Origin of the sequence: Nocardia sp. CY41 (assembly GCF_009829325.1) — a bacterium.
GTDB lineage: Bacteria > Actinomycetota > Actinomycetes > Mycobacteriales > Mycobacteriaceae > Nocardia.
In genome coordinates this window covers 159,190-173,305 of sequence record NZ_VUOS01000018.1, presented here as the reverse complement: position 1 = coordinate 173,305, position 14,116 = coordinate 159,190, and the positions used below count along the sequence as shown (strand labels likewise).

Genomic DNA, 14,116 nt, shown 5'->3' with positions numbered 1-14,116 from the left:
ACCTTCGGAACTCGACTGTCACGGTTGTCGTGCGCGCGCCGGACGACGCCGGGATCGCCCGCGAGCCGACCGGCGGCTCATGGTCGGCTGGTCGCGGCAGCGAGTTTCTCCACGGCGTCGACCACCGCGAGCACACCGTTCTCCGCCGCGACCGTGCGGCCGATCTCCGTCGCTCGCTGCCGCACCCGCGGTGTGCGGACCTGCGCCAGCGCGCGATGCAAGCGGTCGGTGGTGATCGTCCGATACGGAAAGGTCGCTCCGATACCGAGCGCGGCGATGCGCCATCCGTAGAAGAACTGGTCGCTGTGCACCGGGATCACCACGGCCGGGATCCCCGCCCGCACGACGTCGTGAGTGTTCCCGCTGCCACCGTGGTGCACGACGGCGCTGCAGCGCGGCAGCACGCGGTCGTAGTCGAACGAATCGATGATCAACAGGGAGCGGTCGGCGCTGAATCCTTTCGGGAATCCCTCGCCTTTCACCGTGACCAGCGCCCGTGCGCCCAAGCGCGCGCAGACCGTCGCGATCATCTCGCGACATTCCACCGGATCGAGCACGGGCATTCCGGTCATGCAGAAATAGATCGGTGGCTCCCCTTCGTCGAGCCACGCGTCGAGTTCCGGGTCGACGATCGCTTCGCCCCAGGCGTCCCGCAGCGCCGACGGCAGAATGGAGGCGCCGACGATCGTCGCCCGTTCCGGCCAATCGTGCGGCTTCGGCAACAGCACGGGACTGACCATGTGAACCAGCGGAATCTGCTCGGCACGTAGTCGCCGGAACGGATTGCGCGGCCTGCCCGGCAGACCCATCTGCTGCCGCAATTGCCGGTCGACCTTGCGGTACAGGAACGTGTAGGACAGTTCGAAGAGGCTGTAGGTCGCCCGCGACAGCAGCCGCGACGAGGTCATGTTCTTCGCCATGAACGACGACGGGAACTCGTCGGTGCGTTCGAGCGGGTAGGGCAGGCAGCCGAGCACCGGCGTTCCGGTCTTCTCGCGGAACTCCATCGCCCACGGCAGCGTCGACGCGCAGGCGACGACGACATCGGCGGCCGCGCAGGTCTGCGCGAGCACGTCGTGCATGGCCACGCCCCGCTCGCCTTCGATGATCTTCACCGTGTCGAGCATGATGCGCACGAACGGCAGCGTCTTGCCGGAGGCCAAAGCGCGTTTGGCCGCGGTCGTCTCGAGCAGTTCCGCGGCGTCGAAGGGAATCACCTGGGGTTCGAAATCCGCGTTGCGCACGATGTGCGCCTGATTGCGGGTGGCGGTGATCGCCACGTCGTGCCCGCGGGCGCGGAATTCGTGCGCCAACGCGAGATACGGTTGATGATCGCCCCTGGTACCTGCGGGCAACAAGGCCACACGCATACTATCGACTTCCGCTCGTGCACTGGGCTCGTCGGGCCGAGTCCGGTGAATCGGCCGACATCTGGTTCGTTGTGGGGTCCGCCTCCCGCGGATGTCCCACTCGCTCGACAGAGTTCGGAACGGTACTCGGCCCCCCGCCGTCCTCAACGGGCCGATTGCCTGCCTGCAGAATCGAGAGTTGATCCTTTCGTCCGAACCGTGAACCGACCGGCTACCCGCACCCGGCATGGTCGGCTCCTGTGAAACCGGCGCAGGCCAGTATTCCGGCTCGACCGGGCGCCGTCCAGACTAGGCGGGGGAGGAGTCGCGGCCTTCTCAGCGGTGGGAGCCGGAATGCCCCGAAAAATTGGGGGGCCCAGGGGATTTCGGCACGTTACGGTGCCAGGGTGCGGGCTCCCGTTACGTGTGGCCCGCCGAGCTGACCTGATGGCCCAGCCGGCCGGTCCGCGGCTGCGTGAAACCCTGGGACGGATGGGCCCGCGAGCCGTTCACCGGCGAAAGCCGCGGGCACGTCTCGGTGCGGCAGGAGATCGCCGACTGAATTCGACCGGCCGCAGGTGTGGACCGGCTCCGGTGAAATGCGACTGGGTCGGTGCGGCCGGATTCGGCAATTCGCCGAGGGGCCGTTTGCAGTCGCGCCGGGTGCGCGGGCAATATGTGGAGGCTCGACGGTCGCCGGTGCTGCGTCGCCGGTTGCGACGCACTCCGTGCCGCGGTGGGGGACCCCGCTGTCCGGTGGGCCGAACTGATCTGTTATCTACTGGCTACGAATTTTTTTCGACTGCACGCGCTCGGTAACCGTGAAGGGATTATCTCTATGGCACGCAAGGTCGTCGTGACACTGGTCGATGACTACGACGGCAAGTCTCAGGCCGAGGAAACCGTGTCTTTCGCCGTGGACGGCGTGGCCTACGAGATGGACTTGTCGACGGAGAATGCCGGCCAGTTGCGCGGATTCTTCGAACAGTGGGTTCCGTATGCCCGCAAGGTCGGTCGTGCGCGCCGCGGCCGCGGCGGTGTCCTGCGGTCGGCGACCGATCGGGAACAGGCCACGGTGATCCGGGAATGGGCGCGCAAGAACGGCATCGATGTGTCGGCGCGGGGACGGATCTCCGCCGAGGTCGTCGAGGCGTACAAGAAGGCGAACGGATAAGCGATAACGTCGCCGGGCCGGGGTAAGCGACCGGTATGACGGTGATGATCGACCCCCAGCAGCAGGATCTGCCCCGCCCGCGTGGCGAGCTGTCGGAGGCGGTGGTGGAACTGCTGCGCGGCAGGCCGGGTGACCCGGTGCCGGGGCTGGGCGCGGTGGACCCGTACGGCGAAGACCTGCATCTGGCCCTGCACACCTGCTACGAGCTGCACTATCACGGTTTCGGTCCGGTCGATGCGGGGTGGGAGTGGGACCCGGGTCTGCTGAGTCTGCGGGCCGCGATGGAAAAGCAGTTCCTCGGTGCGCTGCGCGACGACGTGCCGCAGGGAGCGAATCTGGATGCGGAACTCGAACATTTGCTGGTCACGCCGGCCGAGCCGGACGGACTGAGCGGTTTCCTCCGCGAGGAGGGCGAGTGGTGGCAGATGCGCGAATACTTCGTGCATCGTTCGATCTACCACCACAAAGAGGCCGACCCCTACGCTTGGGTGATTCCCCGGCTGCGGGGCCAGGCCAAGGCATCGCTGGTCGCCGTCGAGTTCGACGAATTCGGTGCCGGGCGCGGCGAACGGGTGCACGCGCAGCTGTATGCCGATCTGCTGGCAGGCGCCGGGCTGGACCCGGAATACCTGCACTATCTGGACGCGGTGCCCGCGCCGATGCTCGCGCTGGTGAACATGATGTCGCTGTTCGGGCTGCATCGCTCGTGGCGCGGCGCGCTGGTCGGCCATTTCGCGACGGTGGAGATCACCTCCCCGCCCGGCGCTCAGCGTCTGGTGGAGGCGTTGGAGCGCTTGGACGCCGATCCGGCGTGTGTGCTGTTCTACCGCGAACACGTCGAAGCCGACGCGGTGCACGAGCAGGTGATGCGCACCGGCGTGATCGGTGACCTGCTGCGGCGCGAACCCGCGCTGACCGAGTCGGTGGCTTTCGGCATCCAGGTGACGAACCTGCTGGAGGACCGATTCGCCGATCATGTGCTGGCGGCGTGGCGCTCTGGTGGCAGCTCGTTGCTCGCGACCGGCAGCGGCCCGGGCGGCGCGGGGGATTAAGCAGTGCTCGGCGGGCTATCCGCTGGATGTGATGTTGATTCGACCTCCCGGCGTCTATCCGCCGCAGCTCGACACCTGGTTGCTCGTCCGTGCCCTGTCCGAGGCGGGCGTACCGCAGGGCGGGCATGCGCTGGACGTGTGTACCGGCACCGGCGCCTTGGCCGTCGCCGCCGCGTACACCGGAGCCGCGCGGGTGACGGCGGTGGACGTCTCCCGTGCCGCTGTCGTGTCGGCCTGGTTGAACTGCCGGCTGCGCGGGATCGACGCCGAGGTGCTGCGCGGGGATTTCGGGGCGGTCCTCGGCGGGCGCAGTTTCGATCTCGTGCTGGCCAACCCGCCCTACGTGCCCGCTCCCGAAGGCACCGACAGCCGCGGCCTCGCCCGGGCGTGGGACGCCGGAGCCGGGGGTAGGGCGATCCTCGACCAGTTGTGCGCGGCGCTGCCCACCCTGCTGAAACCGCGGGGCGTCGCGTTGATCGTGCATTCGGTGTTGAGCGATCCCGACGAGACGTTGGCGCAGTTGCGTGAGCGGGAGCTCAAGGCCGCGATCGTGGCACGGGCGACCGTGCCGTTCGGGCCGGTGCTGCGCCGCCGCGCGGAATGGCTGGAATCGGCCGGGTTGATCGAACCCGGTCAGCGAATGGAAGACCTGGTGGTGATCCGTGCCGACCGCATCCGGCAATGAGCAGTGGCGGCGGGTGACGCTCACCGCCGACGGCCCCGCGTTGATCGAGGGCCCGGTCGAATTCGTCACCGCGGACGGCCGGACGGTCCGGTCCGACCGGTTCGTGGTGGCGCTGTGTTTGTGCAAGCGCTCGAAGAACTACCCGTTCTGCGACACCAGCCACCGCAAGCGGCGCCGCTCGTCGTGACCGCGGGTCACGACGACGAGCCGTCCGGGCACAGTGACCGGACGGTGTCGAGCAGCGTTTCGGTGGCGCAGGCGACGGTCTGCGCGACCACGTCCGCGGGTTCGCCGTCGAACTGACGGTGCCAGGCCCGCACACCCTGCTCCCCGGCGATCGCGAACCACACCGACCCTGGCGGCTGGCCGTCCTGCGGATCCGGCCCGCCCGCGCCGGTGACCGCCACGGCCACAACCGCTTTCAGCAGTGTCCGGACGCCCGTGGCCATCGCTTCGGCCGCGGTTCGCGACACCACCGGCACATCGGGCACCCCGAGAACGGTCTGCTTGACCTCGGTGCTGTAGGCCACGAGGCCGCCGCGAAACCACTCGGAGGAATTCGGCGCGGCGCCGAGGGTGGCCGAAAGCCGTCCGGAGGTGAGCGATTCCGCGACCGCCACGGTGATCTCCGCCTTCTGCGCCAATTCGGCCAGCTCCTGTGCGTAGTCGTCCGCGTGGGGCATCTTCGTCCTTTCCTGTGTTCGCTGCCTGTTCACCATACGGCCGGCGACGAGGTGAGCCGCGCGGCGCACACCACGGTTTCGGCGCCGCGGCGCCGGGAATGTCGGCAGAAGACTCGGCCCCCGACGCAAGGAGAAAGCAATGACCACCGACGCGATCGTGCTGCTTCGCGACGACCACAAGGCGATCCGGAAGCTGTTCCGGCAGTTCGAGAAGGCGGGCGACGACGCCGTCGACACCAAGGGCGACGTGGTGAAGAAGATCATCGAGGCGCTCACCGTGCACACCTATCTCGAGAACGAGTGCATGTACCCGGAGGTGCGCAAACTCGTTCCCGACCTCGAGGAGGACATCCTGGAGTCCTACGAGGAGCATCACGTCGCCGACGTGCTGGTCACCGAGCTGGCCACGATGAAGCCCGACGACGAGCACTTCACCGCCAAGACCACCGTGCTGATCGAGAACGTCGACCATCACATCGACGAGGAAGAGAACGAGTGGTTCCCGAAGGTGCGCGAACAGCTGGGACGTAAGCAACTGCAGGAGATCGGCGCGCGGATGCAGGAACTCAGAAAGAAGGCGCCGACCTCACCCGCGCAGCCCTCGGCCTTGAAGAAGACCGTCGACGCCGTCCTCGCCTGACCACGCGAACGCGCCGGCACCCGGGGGGAGGTGCCGGCGCGAGCAGGAACGGGGATCATCCGGCGGGCGGGTACTGCTGGGCGCTGAGCACCCGGGCCAGGTGTGCGGCGTTCCGGGCCAGCGCCGCGGTCGCGGAGGCGACCGCCTTGGGCACCGAATCGAGATCCTGGTAGTCGGTGCCGCCCATGGCCTGATCGTTCCAGTACGTGCAGCCCTGCGCGGGGATGGTGAATCCGATGTCGTTGAGCCCCTGGTACAGATCGGCGACGATCTTGTGCGCGCCGTCCTCGTTGCCGACCACCGCCACCGTGGCCACCTTGCCGACCATCGCGGGACGCCCCTCGTCGTCGGTCTCGGACAGCTCGGCGTCCAGACGCTCCAGCACTCGCTGCGCCACCGACGACATGTGCCCCACCCACGTGGGGGTCGAGATCAGCAGGATGTCGGCGGCGGCGATCCGCTCACGGATCGACGGCCATTGATCGCCGGGCCCCTCGTCGCCGGTGACGCCGGGCAGCACGTCGTAGTCCACCACGCGCAGCGCCGTGCCCGGCACGTCGTGCTGGGCCAGCTCGTCGAGCACCTGCCGGGCGATGAGGTCGCTGCTGGATTCGGCGGGTGACTTCTTCAGCGTGCACACCAGCGCGAGGGCGGTCGGTCCGGCCATGAAGCAAACCTCCTGTTCGACATCAACTTCCGGTTCGGTCGCGGGCGACGACACGGATCGTGCGCAGCCGCGAGTCCGCGGCGTCCGGCACGTTCATGCCCGCGTCCAGCCCGGTGCGCAGGTAGTCGACGACGGCGGCGTCGATGCGTTCACCGGGCACGACCACCGGTATGCCCGGTGGGTAGGGCGTGAGCTGCTCGGCGGCGATCCGGCCGACGGCCTCGTGCGCGTCCACGGTCTCCACCGGCCCGAAGAACGCGTCGCGCGGCAGCATCACCGATTCCAGCTGCAGATCCTCCGGTGCGGGCAGGTCGATGCTCGGCGGGTGGGGATCGTCCAGTTGATCGCGCCAGGCAGCGATGCCGTCGATCAGGGTGTCGGCGGTGTCCTTGTCGTCGGCCAGCGACAGGGTGGCGAGCAGCCGGCGGTGATCGCTCAAACCCAGGTCGAGGCGCCGGTGCTCGCGCAGCCAGTCCGCGGCCTGATAGCCGCTGGCTCCGGTGCCGGACACGTCCATGAGGACTTGGAGCCGGTCGAGGTCGTGGGAGGCTTCCGTGCCGAGCAGTTCGTTCTCGAGCACCCTGATACCGGGGATCTCCCCGAGCTGCCGCCTGGCCTGGTCGGCGACCAGCAGCGCGTCACCGAGCAGTTCCCGGCCACGTTCGACCATCTGCCTGCGCCAGCCGTCGAGCGCGGCGTAGACCAGCACGTTGGGGCTCGTGGTCATCAGCAGGTCGGCGCATTCGCTGAGCCGGATGGGGTCGATGAGATCACCTTGCAGGTGGAACACCGAACCCTGTTCGAACCCGGCACCCATCTTGTGCACGCTGACCACGCACAGATCGGCGCCGGCGTCCATGGCCCAGGTCGGCAGGTCGTCGTGGAACGGCAGATGCGCGCCCCACGCTTCGTCCACGATGAGCGGCTTGCCGCGCTCGTGGCAGGCCTCGGCGATGCCGGCGATGTCGGCGCAGGTGCCGTACGGACTCGGGCTCACGATCAGCGCGCCCGCTGCGTCGGGGTGGGCGTCCCAGGCTTCGCGGACCTGCTGCGGGGAGGGCGGGTGCGCGAAGTGCATCTCGGTATCCCAGCGCGGCGTGATCCACCGCGGCTGGACGCCGGAGAAGATGAGCCCGGCGACAACCGATTTGTGACTGTCCCGCGCCACGAGCAGGCCGCCGTCGTGGCCGCCCGCTACGGTCATCATGGCCGCCTTGACCGAGAGGGAACTGCCGCAGGTGGAGAAGAACGCCGATTCCGCCCGCACCGCGTCGGCCATCAGTGCCTCCGCCCGGGCCAGGAAACCGCCGCGGGAGAGCCGGTCGTCCAGCCCGGCGACGGCCAGCACATCCGAGCCGAAGGCGTCCCGGCCGATCACATCCAGGACGCGTTCGTCGGTTCCGCGTCCTTGCCGATGCCCAGGGGGCGTGAAGCCGTACCGGCCCAGCCGGTGATAGTCGGCAAGCGCTTCCAGCAGAGGAGCTCGTGTATGGTCCACGGCTCCCGCCTACCCCGAATCCGCGACGGCACACCTGCGTCTTACGATGCCCGCCGGATGCGGGCGCCGCAGGTTTCGAACAGCGGCTGCTCGGACGCGGGATCGACATCGGTGCGCGTCAGCTCGTTCGCCGCCCGGTCGTGCGCGCCGTCGCCGCGATCCCAGTACCCGTAGTGGAAGGGAAGACGACGCCGGGCCGGATTCCGGTGATTCGTGGCGATTCGAACAGGTCGCCTTCGCGCACGTGCGCGGCCTCGGCGTCGGTGGCGGAGCTCACGACCCATACCTCGAGCGCCGCGCGACGATCCGGTCCATCGCGGTGTCCCAGTCGGTCGCCACGAGTTCGCCGTCGACTCGCACCAGCGGGGTCGTCAGCCGATCCACCGGCGGTCGTTTCGGGCACAGGCCTCCGGGTAGGACCGGGACTGTATCGACACCGACCCGAGGAGCGTCCGGATGAAGGCAGTGACCTGGCAAGGACGACGCAAAGTCGCCGTGGAAACGGTGCCCGATCCCCGCATCGAGGCCCCGACGGACGCGATCATCGAGGTCACCTCCACCGGGATATGCGGTTCGGACCTGCACCTGTACGAGGTGCTCGGCGCCTATATGAGCACCGGCGACGTCCTCGGTCACGAAGCCATGGGACGGGTGGTGGAGACCGGCTCGGCGGTCACCGGGCTGTCCCGCGGCGACCGTGTCGTGATCCCGTTCCAGATCAGCTGCGGCGCCTGCTACATGTGCCGCACCGGCCTGCCCACCCAGTGCGAGACGACCCAGGTCCGCCGGTACGGTTGCGGCGCAGCGCTGTTCGGCTATTCGAAGCTCTACGGGCAGGTGCCCGGCGGCCAGGCGGAGTATCTGCGGGTGCCGCACGCGGACGCCACCCATATCACAGTGCCCGAGGGACCGGCCGACGACCGTTTCCTGTATTTGTCCGACGTGCTGCCCACCGCGTGGCAGGCGGTGGAATACGCCGGGGTGCCCGACGGCGGATCGGTGACCGTACTCGGTCTCGGCCCGATCGGGGACATGGCCTGCCGGGTCGCGGCGCAGCGCGGCTATCGCGTCATCGGCGTGGACCGGGTGCCCGAGCGGCTGGCGCGGGTCGCCGAGCGCGGCGTGGAGGTGATCGACCTCGCCGCCGCCGACGAGCCGGTCGGCGACATCATTCGGGGCTGGACCGAAGGCCGCGGCACCGACGCGGTGATCGACGCGGTCGGCATGGAGGCCCACGGGTCGCCGATCGCGTCGGTGGCTCAGCGTTCGGCGGCGTTCCTGCCGGACGCGGTGGCCCAGAAGGTGATGGACACCGCGGGCGTGGACCGGCTCGCGGCGCTGAACTCCGCGATCGACATCGTCCGCCGCGGCGGCACGATCTCGGTTATCGGCGTCTACGGCGGCATGCGGGATCCGCTGCCGATGCGAGTGTTGTTCGACAAGCAGATCCAGCTGCGCATGGGCCAGGCGAACGTCAAACGATGGGTGGAGGACATCATGCCGTTGCTACGCGACGGCGACCCGCTGGGCGTGGAAGGCTTCGCCACCCACCGGCTGCCGCTGAGCGCCGCGGCGCAGGGCTACGCCGACTTCCAGCAGAAGACCGACGGGGCGATCAAAGTCGTGCTCGACCCGACCGCCACGAACTGACCGGCGCGGCGGGTCCCCGGACCCGGCCGCGGTCGTCCGAGACCGCGGCCGCGGACGGTTTGCTCTGTTCGGGCCTGGGTAGCTGCCGTGTATGAGCTTCTTACTACGCGCAACCGTCTCGCCGTGGTGGCTCGAGGCGCCGACCTCCGTCGCCGCCGAGATGGCCCGCGCAGGGGTGGAGAAGGCCGTCGGTCTGGGCGCGAAAGCGGCACAGGCGCCGGTGCAGGCGGTGGCGGCGGGCGCGCGGGCGGGCGCGTCGCTGCTGAACCTGGGACGCGACGAGGAGTTGCGCGACGAACTCGCGGCGCTGATGGATCCGCATGCGCTGCGCACCCGCCGCCGGGTGGCCCTCTACGAGGACCGGGCCACCGTGGAGGTGCGCGGCCTGGACTCCGGCAAGAGCGGCGACGTCACCCAGGCGCTGCACCGGACCCTGGACCGGCGCCGCGACGTGCGCTGGTGGCGGGTGAACGCGGTGACCGGGCGCGTGGTCGCCGCGCTCGAGCACGGCGCGGCGGACCTGCCCGCCTTGGTGTCGGCCATCGAATCCGTCGAGGCCGACACCGCGGTCGGCGACCTGGACTGGAGCCGCGGCTGTGAGCACCCCGGTGATCGGGAGCCGCTGCTGGCGGCCGGGATCCAGGTCGCCGGCGACGTGGGCGCGATCGCGCTGTCGACGGTGGCCGCGGTGCTGCCGTTGCGCAAGCCCGCCCGCGTGCTGCGCGCGGCGGCCGCCTTCGTCGACACTCAGCCCCGCCTGCGCAAACCCCTGGAGGAACAGCTCGGCCGTCCCCGCACCGATCTGCTGCTCACCACGGCCAACGCCATCGGCAACGCCCTGGGCAATACCGCGGCGGCGGGCACGGCGAACCTGGTGATCGACGCCGTGCACCGCGGGCTCACCCTGACCGAGTCGCTGACCCGGTACGCGCAATGGCGCGACTGGGAAGCCGACATCGACCGCCGCCCGGCCGAAGTCTGCGATCCGCTGACGCCGCCCGCCCGCGTGGTCGATATGCCGCAGGGACCGATCGAGCGGGTCGCCGACGAAACGGCCGCGGGCGCGCTGGTGGGCGCGGTCACCTCCGTGCTCGGCGGCCGCGGCCTGTTCGGCGCCGCCGACGCACTGGAACTGGGCGCGCCCAAGGCGGCGCGGGCCAGCCGCGAAGCCTACGGGGCGCTGGTCTCGACGATGCTGGGCCGGGCGGGCGTGCTGACGCTGCACCCGCGCGTGTGGCGGCGGCTGGACCGATTGTCGGCGCTGGTCATCGACGGAGAGTCGCTGTTGACCGCACGCCGGTTGATCCTCGACGCCGAAGCCACGGATCCACGATGGTCGGTCGCCGAAGTATGGAGCGCGAGCCAGCGGCTGCTGTGGGAGCAGGAGGCCGGGGAAGGCGCCCAGGACGACTTGCTGCCCGACGACACCGACCGCTACCTGTCGGCAGGCGGCCACCGGCGGCTGGTGCACCCCGCGACCGGAAGGCCCGACGACGGTGACACCCGCCGCGCCGTATGGCGCGAACTCCACGACAACGGCACACCGGTGGGACGGGTGCTGGTCGGACGCGAACTCGACCGGCGCGCCCACGCCCTGCTGAGCCGGGCGCGCAGCGCGGGCCTGCGGGTGACCCTGGCCGCGGGCGCCGACGCCGCCGAACTGCGGTCCATGGCCGACGAATTCGTCTCCCCGTCGCGTTCGCTCAGCGAGCGGGTGCGCACCCTGCAACGGGACGGCCACGTCGTCGCCGTGCTGAGCCCCCGCGCGCACAAGGCCCTGGCCTTCGCCGATGTCGGCATCGGGATAGCGGTGCGGGAGGACAACGCGCTGCAGATGCCCTGGACCGCCGACGCGGTCTGCCGCGATCTCGGACAGGCCCATCGGGTGCTCGCCGCCATCGCCCCGGCCCGTCAGGTGAGCGAACGCGGCCGCTCACTGGCCCTGTCGGCGGCCGCGCTGGGCGGGCTGCTGCTGGCCGTCGCCCCGGACAGCGCGGGCCGGTCCTCGCCGATGACCGCCGCCCACTACACCGGCCTGCTCAGCGGCGCCTACACCGGCTGGCGCACGGCGCGCGCCGAGCCACCGGCCACCCTCGCGCCGCTGCTTCCGTGGCACGCCCTCGAACCCGGTGAGGTGCTGAGCCGGTTGCCGCGGCCCGTTCCCGTCGAGGAGCGCGCCGCGCCCAGTCCCACCGCCCGCATCCCCGGCGCGCGCGTGCTCGCCTCGGCGGCGTCGTTCGCGGGCCAACTGCGCCGCGAGCTGGCCGATCCGCTCACTCCGATCCTCGGGGTGGGCGCGGTCGCCACCGCCGTGCTGGGCGCGCCGTCGGACGCGGTGCTGCTGTCGTCGGTGCTCGGGGTCAACGCGCTGGTGTCGGCCTGGCAACGGCAGCGTGCCGAGGGCGCACTGTATCGCCTGTTCGAGGGCGAGCGGCTCACCGCCCGCGTGATCGATCGCGCCGACCTCGACGCGCGCGAACCCCGTGAACGGCAGGTGCCCGCCGCTGTGCTCGCACTCGGCGACGTGATCGTGCTGCGCGGCGGCGACGTGGTCCCCGCCGACGCGCGACTGCTGCGCGCCGACGACCTGGAGATGGACGAATCCGGCCTCACCGGCGAGTCGATCACCGTCGACAAGCAGGTGCCCGCCACCCCGGGCACGTCGGTGGCCGACCGCGCCTGCATGGTCTTCGAGGGCAGCACCGTGGTCAACGGCACCGCGCGGGCGATCGTCGTGGCCGTCGGCCCCGACACCCAGGCAGGCCGCGCCGCGGCCGGGGCCATCCCGCCGGAGAAGGCAGGCGTGCAGGCGCAATTGCGCCGCTTGACCGACCGCGCCCTGCCGCTGACCTTGACCGGCGGCGGCGTCGTGACCGGGTTGGGCATCCTGCGCGGCAGGCCGTTGCGCACCGCGATCGCCGATGGTGTGGCCGTCGCGGTCGCCGCGGTCCCCGAGGGACTGCCGCTGGTGGCCACGGTCGCTCAGCTGGCCGCCGCCCGCAGACTGTCGCGGCACGGCGTGCTGGTGCGCGCCAGTCGCACCGTCGAGGCCCTGGGCCGGGTGGACACCCTGTGCTTCGACAAGACCGGCACCCTCACCGAAGGACGGCTGAGGCTGACCACCCTCGCCGATCTCGACGACCAGTGGTCCCCGGACGCAGGCTCCGAACACGCCAAGCGCCTGCTGCGCGCCGCGGCCCGCGCCTGCCCCGATCCCGCCGAGGGCCCCATCGTGCACGCCACCGACCGCGCGGTGGTCGACGCCGCGGCCGAGGCGCTCGGCGACGACGCACGCCGCTGGGATCCGATCGAGGAGATCCCGTTCGAATCCAACCGCGGCTACGCCGCCACACTCGGCCACACCGCCCACAAACTGCGGTTGATCGTGAAGGGCGCTCCCGAAGTCGTCCTGTCGCGTTGCACCAGGGTGCGCACCGACGACACCGACCATCCCTTCGACGAGCACATGCGCGAACGCGCCGAGAAGGCGGTGCGCGACCTCGCCGAGCAGGGCCTGCGGGTGCTGGTGGTGGCCCGCCGCGATCTGCCCAGTGAACCCGACGACGTCGAGGCGGCCGTCGAGGAACTCACCTTGCTCGGCTTCCTCGGTCTCGCCGACGCCCCGCGCCCCCAGACGCTGCCGCTGGTCACCGCGTTGCAAGGCAACGGGATCAGCGTGCGCATGATCACCGGCGACCACCCGGTGACCGCCGCGGCGGTGGCCCGCCAGCTCGGCATCGAAGCCGGCCAGGTGGTCACCGGCGCGGATCTCGACCGTCTGGACGAGACCGCGCAGACCGAGCTGATCGAGCAGAGCACCGTCTTCGCCCGCGTCGACCCGGAACAGAAGGTGCGCATCGTGTCCGCGCTGCGGCGGGCGGGGCACGTGGTCGGCATGACCGGCGACGGCAGCAACGACGCCGCCGCCATCCGCACCGCCGACGTCGGAATCGGCTTGGCCGCCCAGGGTTCGATCGCCGCCCGCAATGCCGCCGACATGGTGCTCACCCATCCCGACCCGCTGGTGCTGTTACACGCCCTCGTCGAAGGCCGCGGCATGTGGCAGCGGGTCACCGACGCCGTCGGCGTGCTGGTCGGCGGCAACGCGGGTGAAGTGGCCTTCACGCTGTACGGCACCGCCGTCAGCGGCAGGGCGCCGCTGGGCACCAGGCAATTCCTGCTGGTCAACATGCTCACCGACATGTTCCCCGCCATGGCGCTGGCGCTGTCGCGCGAGCGCGATGCGGCCGATCCCGACGACGCCGACGATCCGCGGGCGCAGGCGGAGCGAGCCGGAGAGCGGCTAGCCGGACTCCCGCGCGCCGACCTGGGCACCGACCTGCTGCGCACGCTCGGCGTCCGCGGTGTCGCGACGGCCACCAGCGCGTCGGTCGCCTGGACCCTCGGCCGCATGACCGGCACGCAGCGGCGTGCGGCGACGATCGGCTTGGTCGCGCTCATCGGCACGCAGCTGGGGCAGACGCTGGTCTCCGGGTACCGCAGCCCGCTGGTGTGGCTCACCACGGCGGCCAGTGGCGCGGTGCTCGGCGCGGTGGTGATGACGCCGGGGCTGTGCGGCTACTTCGGTTGCCGCCCGCTGGATCCCGTCGGGTGGGGGATCGCGACCACGTGCGCGACGACCGCCACCGCCGCCGCCGTGCTGCTTCCGCGGCTGTTGCCCGCGCAAGAGACCGCCTAGGGGCGGCCGCGCGCTGATT

Annotated in this window: 12 protein-coding genes; 7 read left to right on the top strand and 5 right to left on the bottom strand. The window is 70.7% G+C overall.

Features of this window, described 5'->3' with window-relative positions:
• Positions 1-77 precede the first annotated feature (77 nt).
• Complete coding sequence (locus GVY64_RS20460) at positions 78-1,370, bottom strand: glycosyltransferase (protein WP_159843802.1); 1,293 nt, start codon at positions 1,368-1,370, stop codon at positions 78-80.
• Between the two features lie 817 nt (positions 1,371-2,187).
• Here GVY64_RS20460 and GVY64_RS20455 point away from each other — a divergent pair.
• From GVY64_RS20455 to GVY64_RS20440, 4 genes are read left to right on the top strand one after another with little or no spacing between them, the layout of a single operon-like run.
• The gene (locus GVY64_RS20455) at positions 2,188-2,523 is read left to right on the top strand and encodes a histone-like nucleoid-structuring protein Lsr2 (protein ID WP_039798258.1); all 336 of its coding nucleotides are present in this window, start codon (positions 2,188-2,190) and stop codon (positions 2,521-2,523) included.
• A 35-nt stretch (positions 2,524-2,558) separates the two neighbouring features.
• Entirely contained in the window at positions 2,559-3,575 is a 1,017-nt protein-coding gene (locus tag GVY64_RS20450; RefSeq protein ID WP_159843800.1) for an iron-containing redox enzyme family protein, read from the top strand.
• Positions 3,576-3,606: 31 nt separating this feature from the next.
• On the top strand, positions 3,607-4,260 hold the full coding sequence (locus tag GVY64_RS20445; protein ID WP_159843798.1) for a HemK2/MTQ2 family protein methyltransferase: 654 nt from the start codon (positions 3,607-3,609) through the stop codon (positions 4,258-4,260).
• Positions 4,238-4,447: a CDGSH iron-sulfur domain-containing protein gene (locus tag GVY64_RS20440; RefSeq protein WP_159843796.1), complete on the top strand. Its 210-nt coding sequence runs from the start codon at positions 4,238-4,240 to the stop codon at positions 4,445-4,447. Before GVY64_RS20445 ends, GVY64_RS20440 begins: the two co-directional genes overlap by 23 nt.
• 7 nt (positions 4,448-4,454) lie before the next feature.
• On the opposite strand, the gene GVY64_RS20435 is transcribed toward GVY64_RS20440, so the two are convergent.
• The gene (locus GVY64_RS20435) at positions 4,455-4,943 is read right to left on the bottom strand and encodes a CinA family protein (RefSeq protein ID WP_159843794.1); all 489 of its coding nucleotides are present in this window, start codon (positions 4,941-4,943) and stop codon (positions 4,455-4,457) included.
• A gap of 139 nt (positions 4,944-5,082) precedes the next feature.
• Here GVY64_RS20435 and GVY64_RS20430 point away from each other — a divergent pair, with 139 nt between their 5' ends.
• On the top strand, positions 5,083-5,583 hold the full coding sequence (locus GVY64_RS20430) for a hemerythrin domain-containing protein (protein ID WP_159843792.1): 501 nt from the start codon (positions 5,083-5,085) through the stop codon (positions 5,581-5,583).
• A 55-nt stretch (positions 5,584-5,638) separates the two neighbouring features.
• On the opposite strand, the gene GVY64_RS20425 is transcribed toward GVY64_RS20430, so the two are convergent.
• The 3 genes from GVY64_RS20425 to GVY64_RS37290 form a co-directional block, all read right to left on the bottom strand.
• Positions 5,639-6,250 carry a flavodoxin family protein gene (locus GVY64_RS20425; protein WP_159843790.1) on the bottom strand — a complete coding sequence of 204 codons (612 nt, stop codon included), beginning with the start codon at positions 6,248-6,250 and terminating at the stop codon, positions 5,639-5,641.
• A gap of 22 nt (positions 6,251-6,272) precedes the next feature.
• Positions 6,273-7,748 (bottom strand): aminotransferase class I/II-fold pyridoxal phosphate-dependent enzyme, encoded by a 1,476-nt coding sequence (locus GVY64_RS20420; protein WP_159843788.1) that lies wholly within the window; start codon positions 7,746-7,748, stop codon positions 6,273-6,275.
• A gap of 118 nt (positions 7,749-7,866) precedes the next feature.
• Positions 7,867-8,025: a hypothetical protein gene (locus GVY64_RS37290; RefSeq protein ID WP_201298080.1), complete on the bottom strand. Its 159-nt coding sequence runs from the start codon at positions 8,023-8,025 to the stop codon at positions 7,867-7,869.
• A gap of 179 nt (positions 8,026-8,204) precedes the next feature.
• Between GVY64_RS37290 and GVY64_RS20415 the strand changes: the two genes are divergently transcribed.
• Both GVY64_RS20415 and GVY64_RS20410 read left to right on the top strand, forming a co-directional pair.
• Positions 8,205-9,398, top strand: a complete 1,194-nt coding sequence (locus GVY64_RS20415) for an alcohol dehydrogenase catalytic domain-containing protein (protein WP_159843785.1) — start codon at positions 8,205-8,207, stop codon at positions 9,396-9,398.
• 91 nt (positions 9,399-9,489) lie between these two features.
• Positions 9,490-14,097 (top strand): cation-translocating P-type ATPase, encoded by a 4,608-nt coding sequence (locus GVY64_RS20410; RefSeq protein ID WP_159843782.1) that lies wholly within the window; start codon positions 9,490-9,492, stop codon positions 14,095-14,097.
• Positions 14,098-14,116 lie beyond the last annotated feature (19 nt).